Here is a 19349-nt window from a genome sequence, read left to right as displayed (position 1 = left end):
TGCGGGTCTTTTTATCGTATTGATGCACTATCAAGTAAAACAAACTTTTAAGTTTGCGTTTTATTAATCATGTTTTTAGTGGTGTCTTTGGCATGAGTGAAAGGGTCGCTGGGCTCCACGTCCGGCGGCGGTGTTTTTATGTGTCTGCTTGTTGGCATATTAATTAATAGACCCAATACAGGAGTGTGTTTTCCATGCAGGAAGCGAAAGTTAAAAACAATGACGGCTATGTCAAGTTCGTCAATCTTTTCAAACTGACTGACCTTGAGCGGGCGCTGTTGCCGCACAAGAATAGCGAGCAATACGATGCGGTAATCCGTTACTACTTTGCCTGTATCGGTTTGCTGGAGTCGCCCAGATTGCTCGAGCCATTGGGGCTCTTAAAACAGACGTTGGTACAGTTACTGGAAAACCATCGAGTGAAGCGCAGCCTCGAAGCGCAGACGTCTCGCGTTGCTGACGCTGCCGTGGATTTGTCGCAGATATATGACAAAGTCGAGCGTTATGAGTCGCGCCTTCAGTTCAGTGTCGAGCAGATGAAAGCGGTGGCAACGGAAGTTCCAAAGACGTTGCACTTTGTCTGGCTCGGCGGAGGTCTTGGCGTCATTCAGCGCGATTACCTCAATGTGTGGAAACAGGTGTTGGCCGAGCATGGCTACACCCTCAATCTCTGGTTTGACAGCGATGCGCTGCTGGCGTGGCAAACCAACAAACTGATTGTTGAAGCCGCCAAGGCAGATGCCCTGTTGCAGGTCGCGGATAAGAGCATCTCCGAAGACGAGCTGGCTACCCTGTTCGAGGAGCGCGCCATTGTTCTGAAACAACAGATGTATGCGCACATCAATACGGCGGTGGCGAAAGGGGGATCCGCCGATGACGCCCGGATGGATTTGCTGAGCCGGGCCTATGGCCAGAATATGGCGGAGCTGGAAGCATTGAAGGAAGGCAATCGTCGCAGCATGTTGGAGATGGCCGAGGGTGGCTTCCAGTTGCGCAATCTCGATGCGGGCGCAGTACCGCTGCAACTGCGGGACATCTACGATCGGGAGATGCGTTTGCGTGGCAATCTGGCGGCGGCGTCCGATGTGGTGCGCGCCGAAGTCCTGTATGCCGAAGGTGGCAGTTATGCCGATGTCGACCACCTTCCACCGTTGTCGAAAACCCTGGGCGCAGTCGACCTCAGCGGTCTGGCCCCCGATGCCCGTCTGGGAATTCTGCAGTTGTTGCTGAACAACAATCCTGAATGGATGCCTGGGCGTCAGGCATCCTCAAGATATTACGAGAGCATTCCTCTTGAACATGTGCCGACACTGGAGGCTTTTGCGCAAAAAAGACCAAGCCTGAGCGAGGTGTTCCAGGCCCCGGCGGATCAGCTGGCTCGACCTTTCATGCTGCGCGCACTCCCCAAAGACACTACGTTAACCAATGCATTTCTGATGGCTCATCCCGGCTCGGCGGTATTGAAAACCGTGATCGAGCGGTTCCGTTTCAACTATGGAGTGATTGATGCGTCGACTCGGCTGGCCGCGCAGCGAGGTATTGCATTGAGCGATTTTGACCTCATGGCGCCGCTGGCGCAGGACGTGCTGGAAAAAACCTATGGGCCGCTGATTGGACTGCAAATGGAAGAAGAAATAACCGCAGCCTTTCTGGCGAGTGCTGTAGCGTCCTACTTCCGCGACGGCATTCGCCTTCAGAGCGAAGGGACAATCTATCTGACCGGTCCGGGTGCCCTACGTGACGGCATGACCGATTACGCCAAAGCGCACTTGACACCCTCGGTTGCCGAGGCTGTGCGCAAAGAGGCAGCCATTGCGACGCACTCGACGGTCAACCGCGATACCGAAGAGGAGTTGGACCATTCCTGGAAGGACAATGAAACCGACGGAGTGAAGTGGGTCAGCGACGAGCAGCAACGTTGGCGCGAAGGCCGATACACGACCCGTTACAAGGGCGATCTCGCGCAACTTCTTCAGTCTTCGACGATTGAGTTCGAACAAGGCTGGCCTTTGATCGAAGGACGAGCGGTGCTGCTGACCGACGTGTTGCAGCGATTGGTCGACGGACTTGGTGAGCCGTTCATCGAGGCGATGAGGCAGGGACACAATGGCGCAATCCGCTTCGAGGAACCGCTGCCGCTGAGTTTTGATGATCGCCAGGCAATCAGGAGCCAAGCTTCCGAAGCGCACCCTCCAGCCTTCCTGTGCGATGAAAAAGTTCGGAACCAAGGGGTGGATGAAGTGCTGAGCGATATCGCCAGTGGCTCCCGTCACTTCATTGATGCAAGCCCTTTGCAGAGGCTGTCGCTGGGCGTGTTGTTAGGGCTGGATTCATTGCATAACCAGCGCTTTGTGGCGTCCGCCAGCGAACTGGACAATTTGGCCAATAGCGTTGCCGAACAGGGCGCTTCCGGCCGTTACGCCGTTATTGAGCGGCAACTGTACAAGCGCAAGGCAGCGGGGTTCATAGCCGGCCTGGCCAGCGATCTGGATCAGGCACCGATGTTGTCCGACAGCGCGCTGGAACTGAAAAAAGCAGCCTTGAAACAGGCGCAGACGCAGTTTCAGTGGGGCCGTCGTGTGGCGCGGATCCAGCAAGTGGCCACCCTTGAACATCGCATTCAGCTCGGCGAACGGTTGGCGCAGGTACTCGATGATTTCGAGGCCAGCAGCGTTCAACTGGTTCCCCAGGATCTGCTGCTGCATAGCGGTGGCGAGGCGATTGGCGGGCGTTGTTTTCCGCTGGCGCTGGTGATGAGCGCGGCCCTTGCGCAGGATGATATGGCCTCCAGGCGCTTGCGCGAGCGTTTCTATCTGGCGGTGATCGAACCTGGGCAAGATGATTCGGCAGCTTTTTTGCAAGCACTGGAAGAGCTGCGGGACGTGCAACTGAGCGAGGTCGGGACGCCGCTTGAGCGCGCGGATCTGGATCAGGTCACTGCCGCACTTGAGAAACACACTGGCACCCGTACGCTGATGCTTAACTCTGATAATCATTCGATGCTGGTGGCCAAAACCGTCAACGCAGGACTCGTTACTTATCATTTTTATGACCCCAACTTTGGTCTGTGCGAATTCGAGCATCCGGCCATGTTCAAGCGGGCACTGGAGCACTTCTTCCAAAAACAGGGCATGGCCCGCTATTACGCAGCCTATGGTTCTGAAGCCCGGGCGGTGTTTGATCTGATCGAACTGCAAGGTGAAAAGGTGGCCGCCTTGAAACTGTCGGCCGGATTCAAGGTGGCGCATCTGCTCAAGCCCGAACCTTTGCTGGGAAAACCGGCGCATGCGATTCGCCAGCGTCTGAACAGTGCCCATGGGAAATCGCTGGTCGACAATTCGCACCTGGGCAGCAGTTTGCTGGCGCTGGACAGCCACTGGTGGGGACAGCAGATCGCGCTCGCTGCAGCCTCCTTGCAGGATTTGCATCCGTCGGCAACGCCGTTGGTGCCGTTGTTCGAGACGCTGGAGATCACGCCCGAGGGCAACTACCGGGTGAGTCTGATCAATCCGTCAGACCCGCTACACGTAGTTCAGGTGCTCAGCGACGATCACCGGCTGTTGCGGATCAAGAACTGGCTGTCGGAACAGTTTTCGACCCTGGCGCGTAAACCGGTCGAGACGGGCGGCGTCCTGGATCCGACTGAAGCCGGCAGTGTCCACACCCTTAACGCTGGCTTCACCATCCAGGCGTTGATGAACGCCTTGCGAGGGCGGGAAGGGGATGGCCGGACATTGACCACCGCCGTGCGCCTGCACGCGTACGTCAACTATGCCCAGTTGGTGCATGGCAATGTCGTGGATGTGGTGGGCCTGGTGCAATTGGTTCGCACCGCGCTGGGCGAAGAAAAGATCATCGCCCGCACGTGCGCTCCGGTAGTCGGTGAGGCGCTGGGGCATGCGGCCAACGAAGGTGTCGGCGCGGTGCTGGGGCTGGCCAATGTTGGCTTTGATATCTATCAGGTGACGACGGCGCAAACCGAAGTCGAGAAAGCTCAGTTCGGCACTCAGCTGACATTCGATTCCGCCAGCCTGGTGTTAACGGCGGGCGGCATCGGTGCCGGGTTGGTCGGCGCATCGACCGCCGCGGCGGTGCTCGGTGGCGCTGGTGTGATTCTCGGTGGATTAGCCATTGGTGTGGCGGCATTGGCCCAAGGATTTGCCAATATCGCGCGCGAGGCGCAGGAGGTCGGGAAGTTTTTCGACGACATGGAGCGGGCCTATCGCGGGGACGGCTACCATTTCGATGACGCTCTGGTCGCGTGGGTTGCGCAGCCCTCACTGATCGTAAAAAGCATCGACCTGAATACCGGAAAAGTGATGCTCGACAGTCCGAAGTTATATCCCCTTCGCGACCATTTCGGCGTGCCGGACTTCGACCCCGACTACGCGCGGGCGATCGATATCCGCCGACAACTGAGACTGCCCCCACAGATCGGATTTGCACCGCCCGGCGGACAAACTATCGTGCTGCCGTGTACGCCGCAAACCTGTTACGGCTATGAGTACAAGGCTCTGCCCTTTGCCAACTTACGTCATGATCGCGGTTTCGACACGGCGCGACGCCTGGAGAAAAAGCAATCGGACGGCCAGTGGCTGTTTCGGTTTTCGTTCTATTCCTTTCCTTCCGATTACATTCTTTATCGCCTGAATCCGGTGTATCGCGAAACGGTCATCGAGGTGCAACTGGATGCGGTGGAACGTGCACTGGTGATCCCCGTTTTGCCGAAAGTCTGGCACGGCAAATTGTCCTATCAGCTGACAGGCGCAGACGCCTCCTGTTCAGTGACGCTCAATCCCGGGGCAAACATCAGCCTCGTCTCACCGAGCCTGAAGCGTTGCCGCTGGGTGTTGCACGCAAGCTGGGCCAGTGAACGTGATATCCGGATCGAGTCTTCGGGCGAACTGTACGTAGGCACCGTCCACGTGACGTTTTTCGGCAAAGGTCTCCACGAGGTGGTGATCAGGACAGCTGACCAGCTGTTCAAGGTCAATCGCGGCAGGCGCCAGTTGGATATTCTCGAGCAGACGGCGCCAAACGGACTCGATGAACAGGCGATACTGGAACACTACAAGAGCCTCGCGCGGGAGCATCGATTGGTGCTGCCATATACGCCGGTCCATCACTATCTGATCCCGTTCGACGATCCGCAGGAACCGCGTTACACAACGGCTTGGTATGACTCCCGTGAAGATCGCTTCCTCTATGTCCGCAACGAGGAAGTGCTTGATATCAGCGAGCCGCAGCTGTCAGTAGTCGTCGATGGATCTGCCTATTTTCACGATCCTGAGGATTTCGCGATCTGGCAAGCCGATGCCACCACAGGCTTAATCAAACATCGGTATTGGTTACTGCTTCAGGATGGAAAAAGCACCATTCGCAGTATCGAAGCGGATGCCCAAGGTGTGATTCATGTCGTGCAGGAATACGTCGTGGGCAATCAAGCGGTCAGGCAATACCGTTACTTGATTCATGACGGGCAACTGCTGTTGAGTTCCGTCACTCACGACATGGCGCCGGAACTGCAGGCGCTGGTGTTGGCTAACGATGCGCTGGCCGACTGGTCAACGGTACTGGGCAAGTTTCTGCGGCTGGAAGCCCGTCCCTTGAACACCGGTGCCACAACGGTCGACTGGCAGCCGGCACCTTACGTTTCGATCTGTTGGAAGATTGAACCGCAGGTCCGGGACATGGTGTGGGTGCGCAGCCGCGATCGACTTCTCATCGTTCCGCAGCCCGGTCGGCTGCACGCTCGTGGCTGGGACGATTCGATCAAGAACCTGAACGGTCTAATGCTGTTGACGATGGCCGATGACAGCGATGTGTTCCTCATTTATGAGCGGCTCTACCGCAACCAGTCATTAAGCCGACTGCAACGGAGCGTGAAAAACGGCAAAGGGCAATGGACACACCGATGGGTGCAGCCCGCCGGGCTCAAACAGGTCGTGGCCATTGAGGGCGGCTATGTGGCACTCGATGAAAACGGGCTGTTTTTCAACCTGACCTCGCAAGGCGAGGTGCAACTGGGCGGTTTGAGCGAGCAGTGGCTCAAGGATCGTGCTCAATGGTGGCGGGCGCTGGAGCCGATTGCCGAGCAATATCCGGGCAAGGATTTTGCGATTGTCGGTTTGCGCAATTTCACAGGGAGCGGCAACTTGTGCGCCTGGTACGTGAATAACCGTTTGTTGCTGTGCGATCCAGGACTCGACAAGGAAGTTCGCTTGCTCGGCGTAACCCCGGACAATCAAGCAGTCTGGCTGTTTGATCTATCGAGCGGTGAGATCTGGACCCAGAATTTCATCGATCCACAGCTGCTCGATCAAGTATTCGGCGCAGGCTTGCAATTGTTGCTGAGCGACAGGCTGCGGGCTTATCAACGGGAGTGGGGAGACTGGCGGTTCGCCGACGTGACGATTGAGGCCGCCGGATTGCGCGGGATAACCGTTGACGGCGTATCACTGGAGCTTCGCCATCAAGAGTCGGAGATCATCACCGGGGTCAGCCACGATTGGGTGAGCGCGCATGGCGAACACTGGATCGAAGATCTCCAATGGTTATTGGAAGCGGCGGAACATCCTGAGTTTGTGTCTGTGGAGTCCGAACCTGGCAGCTTGCAATGGTATGACGTACAAAGTGCCCGGCTGATCCGGATTGCGGGTAAAAATCTGCCCACGGATTTTGCGCTGCTGGGCACTCAAGACCAGGTCAACGTGATGCTGCATGAGCGCCAGGATGGATGGGTGCATATCTATCCGGACATGCGAAGCATCGGGCCGTTCGATTATGTTCAGCGCAACGGCGAAGTGCTGGTCGTCGAAGGACAGACGGCCCAGCGCGTTCTCTTGCCGCTGATTCCCGATGACGTCAATACGTTGATTCTGCGATTGGGGCAGGGTGCCGTGACGTGTCACCTGACGAAGGCAGTCTGGCGGAAACTGGACTCAGTCGTCGTCGACTGCCGGCATGCTCTGGGTGAAACTCCGGCCATTGCGGGCAAGTTGATCTGGGCGTTCGATGCGCCTGAAAAACTGTTGTTCGAGATTGTCCAGGAGCATCTGGTCATTGTTGACCCGGACAGCGAGCACTGCCTGATCTTCCGTGATGTGTGTTCCGCCGACCCGGCATTACGCGGTGAAGTGTTCCTCGCGTTTGAAGCATTGCAGTCACATCCGATATCGATGTTCGTGGCGCGGTTACGGGACAGAAAAAGCAAGGTTGGCAGTGCAACCCTGCAAGAGCTGCTGACGGAATCGGCAGTTGCAGGGTAAGCGGCCGCCACTCAGGGCACCAGATACCCCTTCACCCCGGTAAAAATGATCTGCGCCGCCAGGGCGCAGACGAACAGCCCCATCAACCGGCTGACAATCTGCAAACCCTGGTCACCGAGAATGCGCTCGATACGGTTGGACAGGTAAAGCACCACGCCCACCGTGAAACTGGCCAGCGCAATACTGAGAATGGCCGTGAGTTTGTCGTCCCAATGAGGCTGACTCACGCCCATGACCAGCAGGGCACCGATGGTGCCGGGGCCGACCGTCAAGGGAATCGTCAGTGGGACAATGGTTACGTCCTGCTGCACATTGTCTGTCTGCACCGCCGACTTGCCCTGGGCCATGCCCAGCGCCGAGATGAACAACACACTGCCAGCACCGATGCGGAACGCGTCCACGGTGATGCCGAAAACACTGAAAATCACCCGCCCAAACAGGTACAGCAAGACGCTGGAAACCAGGGTGGCGGTTGCCACTTTCCAGGCCAGGCGACGCTGTTCCTTGCGCGAATAACCGCGGGTCAGACTGATGAAGCAGGACAACACGAAGAACGGGCTGTAGAGCACCAGCATCTTCAGGTAAACGCTGAACAACACGTGGAGCATGGTGCAAGCTCACTGGCGAGGGAAGTCGTGGGGGAGTCTATCAGGCGCTACAAGATCTGTCGGCTCGCTCAATGGCGACAGTTTCAGCGGTTGGTCGTTTGCCCGTCTATGGCGCCCACTCTGGCTCCAACGCGGGCGGACATCAGATGTTGTTCATCATAGGTTGAGTGGGCAAGTTTTTCCTTGTTACGGTGGTGGATCAATAAGTCTTCTGCGGACAAGACCGCGGATATCAAGAAATCAATAAATGCCAGACAGGCAGGAATTTAAAATGGAATTTGAGTTGAAAGAAAACGCCAAAACGATTGCGCTGCAAGACGATGCCTCGGTTTTAGACAATAGTTTGTTGGGCTTCAGTGCCAAACTTTCTAGTCAGGACAGACAGTTCGTCAAAAACAGTGTTCGATATGCCAAAGCCCGAGCGAACAAAAAATACAATAGCGTCAAACAGACTGCTGACTGGTTCGAATATTACTCAGGCGTACTCTGGTCTATCGGCTGGGGACTTGATCAGCCACTCGTGGAAGTTATCGACAGGGGATTTTCCGGAAGTGTCACGGGGGCCTACCTGGATGTCATGTCCAGGAAGGTCGGGCGTAATAAGGCTGCGACTCTTGCAAACGCTTTAACCATGCTAGGAAGCGACGATCTGTTGCAAGATGCCTTCGCCGCAAGAGTGAGAGAGTCTGGCGAGCTTGAGATTTTGCCCGCCGAGCTTAATCCGGATGGCACGTTGGGAATATTCTTGAGTCATGTGCGTCTGCTGAAACTTGACTGGTCGACAGGCTTTTGGGGTGTGGGCCACTCGATGGCACAACTGGATATCAGGGTGCGTGAATTCACTATTCGGCAACGAGACATCGCCAATAACCGTCAGGCATTGCAGGACGCACTGGATGAGTTGGAGGATCGGGACTTTATCGATCTGATATCGCGCAACTGATCTAAGGATGTTTGAGGTGGTGTGTTTTAATAAGGTTTAAGTTGTTTGATTGTGCGTTGTAATTTTTTGTATGTGTTAATTGTTTGATGTTTTTAAGTTGGTTTTGGTAGTGTTGTTGCTGAGCCAAGTTGGCTCGTATTAATAACAATGGAATGTTTAAAAATGAATCAAGTTGATAGTGTAGATGATGCGGAACAAGCAGCCCTTATTACTGGCCTGATCCAGCGTTATCCCGCCTCTCGGGCGAAGTTGCGTATTGCGGGTTTTTCGGCGAAGTCGGGGTCGAGCCTGATCGACCTGGACGATATTCAAGCGGTGGTCGATGGCCCTAACGTCGTCGGGTTGATGGATGGCATGAGCCGACGCAACAAGAAAGTTGCGCTCAATACTTATCGGTTTGCCGAGCTCATGGCCACCAACGAATACCCTGAAAAAAACCAAATGGAGGAGCGGTTTCAATTTCTGATAAAAGTTCTTGCGACGTTGAAATGGACCAAAATCGTTCAGGTTTCCAAGGAATATGAAAAGACAACGCAAAGTCTGACCATGGAGAATGTAGTGATCGATATTGTTGGCGGTATCGTCAAAGGTGTCGCCGGAGGCATTGGCATCCCCTCTCTGGTTTCCGATACCCTTGGCTCTCTCAAGCAGGACGAAAAAGCGCTCAACCTTTTCAATCGTTCTGTAGAAAAAAACAAGGGCCGCCGCTTTGGAATGGCCTCCTGCGTACAGGACAAGGAAGGTTACGTAAACATGGCTGTCGCGGCTGTCAATTATTCCGCGGAGCCTGGCAACGACGGTGGTGTGCTGTTCTTTGAATGGAAAAGTTCTGCAGTCAGTGTTTACCAGGACACTGCGTACATGGTCATCCATGAGGAGGATTACCCTGCCAAAAGGGAGGAGGCAGTAAACACCTACCTGGATGAACTGGATGAACGAGCGTTCCAGGCCATTTTGCCCGGTAAGTAACAATTGAGCCGGAGGCGTTTGCCTCCGGCTTTTTTTTTGAGTCCAAGAAGTAACGCTTATGTTGAATTTAAACTACGACATATTTATTGATGGCGGGAGCATTTTGTTGCTGTCGCATGAGCTGAGTCAGAGTGCACGGGATGATGTACTGGATTCGACTTTATATATGCAACTTGCTGCAGCGGCCAAGCACCCTTCATTGGCCGAGTATGAACAGTGGTGGAAGCTATACCACTCACAACTTAATCAGTTTGGCTGGGCGCGTCTTCAGAACTTTGGTGGTTCGTTCGAACCTGATCCCGGGCAGCCAGGCCAGACAATAAGTGAAATAGTGGCAACCCAGGCCAGTCTTTATCTTTCCAGCACCTATGTCGAAGCCATTGACTGTGCGCTGATCGAATTGTCCAGACTCCCGCCAGACAGTGCGGTACGCGCTCAACTGCGCCAGTATTCGGTCGCTGGGGATCGGGCCTCGAACCTGACCAGAGTTCGATTGCAGGTTGGTGTTGTCTTGGCAGGTACGCGCTTAATCTATTTGACTTTCAGTTTCGCAACCCGTGAAACGCTCCCGAACTCGATCATTGAACACATCTTTCTAACGAACGATATCGTCGGGGATATCGAGTTCAATGGGTGTATTACGGTGCTGGATTCGACGGCCTTTGAGCCGTGGCGCAAGAGAGTTGCTATGGCCGTTGCATCTGCTCGTGAGGATCTGATAAAGGCCGTGCATTCGACAAAGCCCAATGAGTAGTCAGTTATTTTGGAGTGGTGATCTCGCCGGTGGTTTGGGTGTTCAGCCCGGTATCTGTCGGTTCATGATGGTTGAGTCGTGGCGCGATTCTGTTGATCACGCTGGGCCACCCAATGCTCGATCAGGTCGCGCAGTTGCGACAGCTCGACCGGTTTGGCCATGTGCCCGTCCATGCCGGCCTGGCGCGCACGTTCTTTGTGCTCGGCGAGAATGTGTGCGGTCAGCGCCACCACCGGCGTGCGAATCCGCTGATTACCGACTTCCCAGGCCCGCAATTGCTGAGTCGCGGAAAAGCCGTCGAGGATCGGCATTTCGCAGTCCATCAGGACCAGGTCATAGCGCTGGGCTTTCATCGCCTGCAGGGCTTCTTCGCCATTGCTGGCAGTGTCCGGTTGCAGGTTGAGCTTACCCAGCATGCCGCGAATCACCTTGGTCGAAATGCTGTTGTCTTCGGCCACCAGGATGCGGAAATCGCTCGGCACCTTCACCGGTAAAGTCGGGCCGACGGGCAGGTGCTGTGAGATGCAAAGGCCCTTGTTTCGCTGATTCAGCTCATCGGCCAGCGTCGTCTTGAGGGTGTAGCCGGCCACGGGTTTGGCGAGGATGCGTTTGATCCCGGAGTTGCGCGCGATGATCTTGCTGGGTGCGTTGCTGATGCCGGTGAGCATGATCAGCAGGATGTCGTGGTTCAGGCTCGGGTCTTCCTTGATCTTGGCGGCCAATTGCATGCCGGTCATGCCGGGCATGTTCTGATCCAACAGAACCACGTCGAAGTAATCACGCAAGTGGGCCTTGGTGCGCAGCAGCGCCAACGCTTCCTTGCCGGACGGTACGGCGCTGACATTCAGGCCCCAGGCGCTGCACTGCTGCACCAGCACCTTGCGGCAAGTGTCGTTGTCGTCCACCACCAACACCCGTGCACCCTGCAGTGGGCCATCAAGGTCGGACGTCGGGTGTTCGAGGCGGTCAGGGTCCAGCGGCAGGGTCAGCCACAAGGTGCTGCCCTGGTTGGCGCCGCTCTTGACGCCGAACTCCCCTTGCATCAAGCGAATCAGCTGGCGGGCGATCACCAGCCCCAGATTACCTCCCAAACGTGTGGCCGAGAGGAAGTGCTTGCTGTGCAGTTCGGCGTGCATCAATGCGTCGCGCTCTTCGGCGTCCATCGGCTCGCCGCTGTCCTGCACGGCAATGCGCAAGCGCGGTTTGGCACTGCGCTCATCGAGCGCGACGACGATCAGGATCTCGCCCTCATCGGTTTTCTTCAGGGCGTTTTCCAGCAGGCTCAGCAGGGTCTGGCGCAGACGCGTCGGGTCACCGCTGATGACGCGCGGCACTTGCGGCTGGATAAAGCTGATCAACTCGACGTTCTGCTGTTCGGCCTTGGCGCGGAAGATACTCAGGCAGTCTTCAATCAACGCGTTGAGATCGAACTGCACATCGTCCAGTTCGATCTGCCCGGATTCGAGCTTGGAAATGTCGAGGATCTCGTTGATCAGCGTCAGCAGTTCGTTGCCGGCACTGTGGATAGTCTGCACATAGTCGCGCTGCTTGACCGAGAGCGGCGTGCCCAGCAGCAGCTCGGTCATGCCCAGCACGCCATTCATCGGGGTGCGGATTTCGTGGCTGATTTTTGCCAGGAATTCGGCCTTGGCGTTGATCTCGGCGTTGCTGGCGGCCAGGTCGCGGCTGACGCTGAAACGGTCTTCGGTGATGCTGCGCTGACGTTCACTCAAGGCAATGCTCATCAACAGGCCACTGATGCAGATGAACACCAGCAAAGTGATGATCAGACCTTGAGGCTCCACCAGGGTCAGCCCCAGCAGGGCGGGCAGGATAATCAGCGTACCGGCGTTGAACACCACCATTGCCGCCACGAAAAGACGTGCCGGGCGATAGCCTTTTTGCCAATGGTAGGCGCTGACGAACAACATGGTCAGGCCCGCGAGGGCGACCAGCGCGTACGTGATGATGTTTAGCGGCAGCGTATTGACGAACAACAGCAGCAAGCCGCAGACACTGATGAACAGGATGTCGCCCAGCAGCAACTTGTTCAGCGGGTGCGGGCCGAGCGGGGCGAAGAAGCGATAGGCGAACATCAGACCGCAGGGCGCTGTCAGCAGCAGCGCGAGGTAAGCCCCCGGCGTCTGGACCGCATGCCAGTCCGGCAACCAGGGTCCGGCTACATTCAGCAGCAGGACCAGGCTGAGCATCAACAGCCCTTCGCAGCCAGCTAGCCAGATACTGCTGCGCGAGCGGGTGTAGGCATAACGAATGACGTTGTGCAGGATCAGCATCGCGATACAGCCGAGCAACAGACCGTAGATCAGCGTCTGATTCTGATTGGCTGCGGTCATGACCGCCGACTGCAGGGTGATGTAAGGCCTCAACTGATGGTCGGAGACCAGTCGCAGGTAAACGTCGAGGTTTTTTTCGCTTTGCGGCAGCGGCAACATGAAGTCACTGCTGGGCAATGGCCTTTCAGCCTGGGGCTGTCCGGTACCAGTGTTCAATTGCTCGATCAGCGTGTCGCCGTCCAGCACATAGAGATTGAGGTGCGACAGGTCGGGAGCGAACACCCGCAGCAACTGTTCGTGCTTGCCAGGCGCGAGTCTGAAACGCAGCCATAAAGCGCCATCGGGCTCGGCGGCGGTGAGGCGGTCGAGTTCAATAGGGCTGAATTGATTGGTGTAGCGAGTGGAACGGATGTCGCTTAGCTGCAGGTCCCCCTGTTCGTCGAGCAATACCGCCCAGCCACTGCCTTGCGCGGCCTGGGCCGGGAGCATGCAGAGCAAGGTCAGCAGAGTGACGGTGAGACCTATGGCAATCCTGAGCCAGCGCACGGCGAAATCCCTTCGTAGGTTGATGCCAGAATATAACTATGCGCGGCGCCGGAATAGCCCGGCAAGCGCCCGAAGCCCTTGCCTGGCCGAATGGTGCTCTTATTCCTGATTTTCGCCACGCTCGCGGGCAATGGCACGGTAGCCAATGTCGTTGCGATAGAAGCAGCCTTCCCAGTCAATCCTTGCCGCCAGCTTGTAAGCTTGCTGCTGAGCGGCATCGACGCTGGCACCCATTGCAGTGGCGCAGAGTACCCGACCACCGGCCGTCACCACTTGACCGTCCTTGAGCGCAGTACCGGCGTGGAAGACTTTGCCTTCCAGTGCTGCGGCTGCATCGAGGCCGTTGATGGCAACGCCTTTAGCGTAGTCACCAGGATAGCCGCCAGCGGCCAGCACGATGCCGACGCTCGGACGCGGATCCCATTGTGCTTCGACCTTGTCCAGGGCTTGTGCCAGGGCTGCTTCGACCAGCAACACCAGGCTCGACTGCAAACGCAGCATCACCGGTTGGGTCTCAGGGTCGCCGAAACGGCAGTTGAATTCGATGACTTTTGGGTTACCAGCTTTGTCGATCATCAGACCGGCGTACAGGAAGCCAGTGTAAACGTTGCCTTCTTCGGCCATGCCACGCACGGTCGGCCAGATCACCAGGTCCATGACACGCTTGTGAACTTCAGCGGTCACGACCGGGGCAGGGGAGTAAGCACCCATGCCGCCAGTGTTCGGTCCGGTATCGCCGTCGCCGACGCGTTTGTGGTCCTGGCTGGTGGCCATCGGCAATACGTTCTTGCCGTCGACCATGACAATGAAGCTGGCTTCTTCGCCGTCCAGGAACTCTTCGATCACCACACGCGAACCCGCGTCGCCGAATGCGTTGCCAGCCAGCATGTCGCGCACGGCGTCTTCGGCTTCGGTCAACGTCATGGCAACGATCACGCCTTTACCGGCAGCCAGGCCATCGGCCTTGATCACGATCGGCGCACCTTTCTCACGCAGATAAGCCAAGGCTGGCTCGATCTCGGTGAAATTCTGGTAGTCGGCAGTCGGGATCTTGTGACGCGCCAGGAAGTCCTTGGTGAAAGCTTTCGAACCTTCCAGCTGGGCAGCGCCAGCGGTCGGACCGAAGCAGTCCAGGCCACGGGAGCGGAACAGATCGACGACGCCGGCGACCAGCGGCACTTCCGGGCCGACGATGGTCAGGGAAACGTTTTTCTCGGCAAAGTCGGCCAGTTGTTCAAGGGCCAGCACGTCGATCGCCACGTTCTCGCACTTGGCTTCAATGGCGGTGCCGGCGTTGCCCGGAGCGACGAAAACTTTCTGCACGCGCGGATCCTGAGCCACTTTCCAGGCCAGGGCGTGTTCACGGCCACCGCTGCCAATGATCAAAACATTCATTTCAAAAACCTCGGATGACGCTAATTCTGTGGGGACTGATCGTTCCCACGCTCTGCGTGGGATTGCCTCTACGGACGCTCTGCGTCCGAGGGACGCGGAGCGTCCCGGGCTGCGTGCCCACGCAGAGCGTGGGTACGATCAAGCAAAAATCAGTGACGGAAGTGGCGCATGCCAGTAAAGACCATGGCGATGCCGGCTTCATCAGCAGCTGCAATCACTTCGTTATCACGCATCGAGCCGCCTGGCTGGATCACCGCAGTGATACCGACCTTGGCCGCGTTGTCGATGCCGTCGCGGAACGGGAAGAATGCATCCGATGCCATGACTGCACCTTGCACCTGCAAGCCAGCGTGCTCAGCCTTGATCGCCGCAATACGCGCGGAGTTCACGCGGCTCATCTGGCCAGCGCCGACACCGATGGTCTGGCGATTCTTGGCATAGACAATGGCGTTGGACTTAACGTACTTGGCGACTTTCCAGGCGAAGATCAGGTCGTGGATCTCTTGCTCGGTCGGGGCGCGTTTGGTCACGACTTTCAGGTCGTCGGCGCCGATCATGCCGATGTCGCGGCTCTGCACCAGCAGGCCACCGTTGACGCGTTTGTAGTCCCAGGCAGCGGCGCGATCAGCCGACCACTCGCCGCAGGCCAACAGGCGTACGTTGGCTTTTGCAGCCACGATGGCGCGGGCTTCTTCGCTGACGCTTGGGGCAATGATCACTTCGACGAACTGACGCTCGACGATGGCCTTGGCCGTTTCAGCATCCAGCTCGCGGTTGAAGGCGATGATGCCGCCAAAGGCGGACTCGGTGTCGGTGGCGTAGGCCAGTTCGTAAGCCTGACGGATACCGCCTTCGGCGTCCGGGCTGACGGCAACGCCGCATGGGTTGGCGTGCTTGACGATCACACAGGCCGGTTTGACGAAGCTCTTCACGCATTCCAGCGCGGCGTCGGTGTCGGCCACGTTGTTGTACGACAGCTCTTTGCCTTGCAGTTGGGTCGCGGTGGCGATACCGACTTCCGCAGGCTTGGTTTCAACGTAGAACGCCGCGCTCTGATGCGGGTTCTCGCCGTAGCGCATTTCCTGAGCCTTGACGAACTGGCTGTTGAAGGTGCGCGGGAATTCGCTGCGACCTTCGGTGGTGAGGGTGTCAGCCGCCTGGTTCACGGTGCCCATGTAGTTGGCGATCATGCCGTCATAGGCGGCGGTGTGTTCGAAGGCCTTGAGCATCAGGTCGAAACGCTGAGCGTACGTCAGGCCGCCGGCCTTGAGGCTTTCGAGGACGCTGGCGTAGTCGCTGGCATTCACCACGATGGCCACGTCTTTGTGGTTTTTTGCAGCCGAACGGACCATGGTCGGGCCGCCGATGTCGATGTTTTCGATGGCGGTCGGCAGGTCGCAGCCTGGCTTGTTGATAGTGGCTTCGAACGGGTACAGGTTGACCGCTACCAGATCGATCGGCTTGATGCCGTGCTCGTTCATGATGGCGTCGTCGATACCGCGACGACCGAGGATCCCGCCGTGGATTTTCGGGTGCAGGGTTTTCACCCGGCCGTCCATCATTTCCGCAAAACCGGTGTAATCCGCGACTTCCACTGCGGCAACGCCGTTGTCGCGCAGCAGCTTGAACGTTCCGCCAGTGGAGAGGATCTCGACGCCCAGGGCTTCAAGCTCTTTGGCGAATTCGAGGATCCCGGTCTTGTCGGAAACGCTGATCAAGGCGCGGCGGATCGGCAGGCGGGTAGTCTGGTCGGTCATTTCAATTTCCATCAAAAGCAAAGGAGTCAGCAAAAAAGGCGACCGTTTTTACGCGGGCGCCTTTCTGGTTTGATTGAATGCTTACAGCAAATCGTACTGCTTGAGTTTCTTGCGCAGCGTGCCTCGGTTCAGTCCGAGCAGCTCACTGGCCTTGGTCTGGTTACCCTTGACGTAGTTCATCACGCACTCGAGCAGGGGAGCCTCGACTTCGGAGAGCACCAGGTTGTACACATCCGTAACGGCAGCGCCTTCAAGGTGGGCGAAATAATTGTGCAGCGCTTTCTCGACACTCCCGCGAAGGGTCTGACCTTCTTCGCTCGGCGTATTGAGGTGCTGTTTCAAATTCACGTTGTCGCTCACGGGTGTTGTTCCACTCACTAAAGTCTCGGTCATCATCGTCATGCGGCCACCTCGTCTCCGTCCCCTGTCAGGCTCTTGTTACGTTCGGCGAAGAAGCCCTGAACGTTGGCGCATTGTGCTTCCGTATCTTCCAAACGATTGAAGTGGGCGCGAAACTCCCTGGCGCCCGACAAGGTCGCGAGATACCAGCCCACATGCTTTCGAGCAATGCGTACGCCCATGACGTCTCCATAGAAGACGTGCAGCGCAGCCAGATGCTCTAGCAGAATGCGTTCCACCTCGATCAGTTCCAGTGCCGGGAGTTTCTCGCCGGTGCGCAGAAAATGATCGATCTCACGAAAAATCCATGGCCGCCCCTGGGCGGCCCGGCCTACCAGCAGGCCATCGGCACCGGTCGCATCGAGCACGTACCGGGCCTTCTCTGGCGAATCGATATCGCCATTGGCAAAGACCGGAATCGACACGGCCTGCTTGATCGCGGCAATGGTGTCGTACTCGGCTTCGCCGGTGTACAGATCGGCACGGGTGCGGCCATGAACCGCCAACGCCGTAATGCCTGCCTGCTCGGCGATCTTCGCCACGGTCAGGCCATTCTTGTTGTCCCGGTCCCAGCCGGTGCGGATCTTCAGGGTGACCGGCACATCAACCGCAGCCACGACGGCCTGCAGGATCTCGGTCACCAATGCTTCATCCTTCAACAGTGCGGACCCCGCGGCCTTGTTGCAGACCTTCTTCGCCGGACAACCCATGTTGATATCAATAATCTGTGCGCCCAGTTCGACGTTGGCCCGGGCCGCATCCGCCAGCATCTGTGCATCACCACCGGCGATTTGTATCGAGCGGGGCTCGGGATCACCTTCGTGGATCATGCGCATCCGCGATTTGCGGGTGTTCCACAAGCTCATGTCGCTGGTGACCATTTCCGAGACTACAAGCCCTGCGCCCAGTCGCTTGCACAGCTGACGAAAGGGCTGGTCGGTGACCCCCGCCATTGGGGCGAGAATCAAGCCGTTGTGCAATGTGTATGGACCGATGCGTACCGCCGACATAGGACTTCCCTGTTGTGGGGCCGGATCATGAGAGTTCGAAAAAGGGTTGGCATGATACCCGCTCTCGATGACTGGATAAAGGCTGAATTGAACAAAATCTGAACAGTAATTTTGTTATCGCCAGCGGTTTGGTACGAGCGGTCAAAGTCAGAAATATGCCGTCAAAGCCGTAACACTGAACCGTTTCACTCGGGCGAATGAAAACTCAGGCTGTAATTCACCGCTTTTGAGCCTGGATCGAGGATATCCAGTGCGATGTGGATGGGTGTTTGCGGAGGCATCTCCACCATCCCTTCGAGATCGCCGTTGAGGTACTCGCCAGGTTTGAAGCGACGGCTGGCGATCAGGTGACCGTTGAGGTCGGCAAAACGCAACTCCAGCAGCGGGAAAGGTTGGGAGAAGGGCGCGCGGTTGTAGATGATCGCGTCGACCACCAGTGCACCGCTGAAGTCCGGATGGCTGCGGACCACCAGGTTGCTGCTTTTGATTTTGGCGATGTCGACTTTGGACGGCACCGTGCAGCCGATCTGGGGGCACAGTTGCTGGAACCACGGACGGTACTGATCCTGGCGCGCCAGTTCATCGAAATGGTAGGCGATGTACTGGCCGGCGAGCGCCGCCGCGCCGAGCAGGGTCAGCAGCAGCCAGAAAAGTCGGCGACCCCAGGGTGAGCGGCGTTTTTGCCAGTCCAGTTGCAGTGGGTCATCGGTCAGATCGTGCAGCGCTTCTGCGCGGACAGCCGGCTCACGCTTTTTGCGCAGGGGCTCGATCGAGGGCAGGTCGTCGTCGATCTCATCGGTCGCCGACAGGCGTTCGTGATGCATCGGCGCGTCGAGCGGATCGTGCAGGCGCAGCTGGGGCGGCTGATGTTCGTCGTCCAGTTCCACCGGTTCCAGGGACAGCGAAGGTTCGGTGCGCGAGTGTTTGCTTGGCTCGAGTTCCAGTTCCGGCAAGTCGGCTTCAGCGGTCTGCGCACGATCGGCAGCCGATTCGCTGAACAGGCTGTCGGGCCACGGCGCTTCTTCGTGCTCGACGGTATCGCGGCTAGCGCTCAGGTTGTCTTCGCGGGGCCGGCCGAATTCCGTGGTTGGCTGGATCTCCCGTTGTTCGAGGCGGGCGAGCTCTTCGTCCAGGTCCAGGCTGTCCAGATCCAGCTCGGCGGCGGTCCATTGCTTTTGGCTGATGGCCCGCGGCTCCGGTGGTTCGACGATGGCCGGGGCAATCGGCGTGATCGCGTCCTTGCCGGACCGTTGCTCAAGCAGCTGCTTGGCGGCGTTGAACACCTGCAAGCACGAGCCGCAACGAACCACTCCGCGGGCCACGCTCAACTGAGTATGGCTGACGCGGAAGCTGGTTTGGCAATGCGGGCACTGGGTGACGAAGCTGTCGGTCATGCGGCGATCCGG

General features: G+C 57.5%; 11 protein-coding genes. 4 read left to right on the top strand and 7 right to left on the bottom strand.

The window, feature by feature from the left end; all coding sequences use genetic code 11:
- Positions 1 to 194 precede the first annotated feature (194 nt).
- On the top strand, positions 195 to 7268 hold the full coding sequence (locus ACYZT0_RS22505) for a TcdA/TcdB pore-forming domain-containing protein (protein ID WP_462043052.1): 7074 nt from the start codon (positions 195 to 197) through the stop codon (positions 7266 to 7268).
- An 11-nt stretch (positions 7269 to 7279) separates the two neighbouring features.
- On the opposite strand, the gene ACYZT0_RS22500 is transcribed toward ACYZT0_RS22505, so the two are convergent.
- Positions 7280 to 7876, bottom strand: a complete 597-nt coding sequence (locus ACYZT0_RS22500) for a MarC family protein (protein WP_007937197.1) — start codon at positions 7874 to 7876, stop codon at positions 7280 to 7282.
- Between the two features lie 271 nt (positions 7877 to 8147).
- On the opposite strand from ACYZT0_RS22500, the gene ACYZT0_RS22495 reads away from it, so the two are divergent.
- The 3 genes from ACYZT0_RS22495 to ACYZT0_RS22485 all read left to right on the top strand — a co-directional run bounded on the left by ACYZT0_RS22495 (position 8148) and on the right by ACYZT0_RS22485 (position 10542).
- Positions 8148 to 8819, top strand: a complete 672-nt coding sequence (locus tag ACYZT0_RS22495) for a hypothetical protein (RefSeq protein WP_462043051.1) — start codon at positions 8148 to 8150, stop codon at positions 8817 to 8819.
- A 162-nt stretch (positions 8820 to 8981) separates the two neighbouring features.
- On the top strand, positions 8982 to 9788 hold the full coding sequence (locus ACYZT0_RS22490) for a hypothetical protein (protein WP_462043050.1): 807 nt from the start codon (positions 8982 to 8984) through the stop codon (positions 9786 to 9788).
- 58 nt (positions 9789 to 9846) lie between these two features.
- Positions 9847 to 10542, top strand: coding sequence for a hypothetical protein (locus tag ACYZT0_RS22485; protein WP_462043049.1), 696 nt, complete (start codon positions 9847 to 9849; stop codon positions 10540 to 10542).
- A 62-nt stretch (positions 10543 to 10604) separates the two neighbouring features.
- Here ACYZT0_RS22485 and ACYZT0_RS22480 read toward each other — a convergent pair whose 3' ends face one another.
- The 6 genes from ACYZT0_RS22480 to ACYZT0_RS22455 all read right to left on the bottom strand — a co-directional run bounded on the left by ACYZT0_RS22480 (position 10605) and on the right by ACYZT0_RS22455 (position 19337).
- Entirely contained in the window at positions 10605 to 13382 is a 2778-nt protein-coding gene (locus ACYZT0_RS22480; RefSeq protein WP_462043048.1) for a hybrid sensor histidine kinase/response regulator, read from the bottom strand.
- Between the two features lie 99 nt (positions 13383 to 13481).
- Entirely contained in the window at positions 13482 to 14777 is a 1296-nt protein-coding gene (gene purD, locus ACYZT0_RS22475; RefSeq protein WP_462043047.1) for a phosphoribosylamine--glycine ligase, read from the bottom strand.
- 149 nt (positions 14778 to 14926) lie between these two features.
- Positions 14927 to 16534, bottom strand: coding sequence for a bifunctional phosphoribosylaminoimidazolecarboxamide formyltransferase/IMP cyclohydrolase (gene purH, locus ACYZT0_RS22470; protein WP_462043046.1), 1608 nt, complete (start codon positions 16532 to 16534; stop codon positions 14927 to 14929).
- An 81-nt stretch (positions 16535 to 16615) separates the two neighbouring features.
- Entirely contained in the window at positions 16616 to 16936 is a 321-nt protein-coding gene (gene fis / locus ACYZT0_RS22465) for a DNA-binding transcriptional regulator Fis (protein WP_007907419.1), read from the bottom strand.
- Complete coding sequence (gene dusB, locus ACYZT0_RS22460) at positions 16933 to 17943, bottom strand: tRNA dihydrouridine synthase DusB (protein ID WP_462043045.1); 1011 nt, start codon at positions 17941 to 17943, stop codon at positions 16933 to 16935. The genes fis and dusB overlap by 4 nt, the downstream gene beginning before the upstream one ends.
- Positions 17944 to 18128: 185 nt before the next feature.
- Positions 18129 to 19337, bottom strand: a complete 1209-nt coding sequence (locus ACYZT0_RS22455) for a DUF3426 domain-containing protein (RefSeq protein WP_462043044.1) — start codon at positions 19335 to 19337, stop codon at positions 18129 to 18131.
- Between the last annotated feature and the right edge of the window lie 12 nt (positions 19338 to 19349).

Source organism: Pseudomonas sp. ZS1P83, assembly GCF_054897825.1.
The sequence above is the reverse complement of the archived record's forward strand: the minus strand, read 5'-3'. Positions and strand labels throughout refer to the sequence as shown.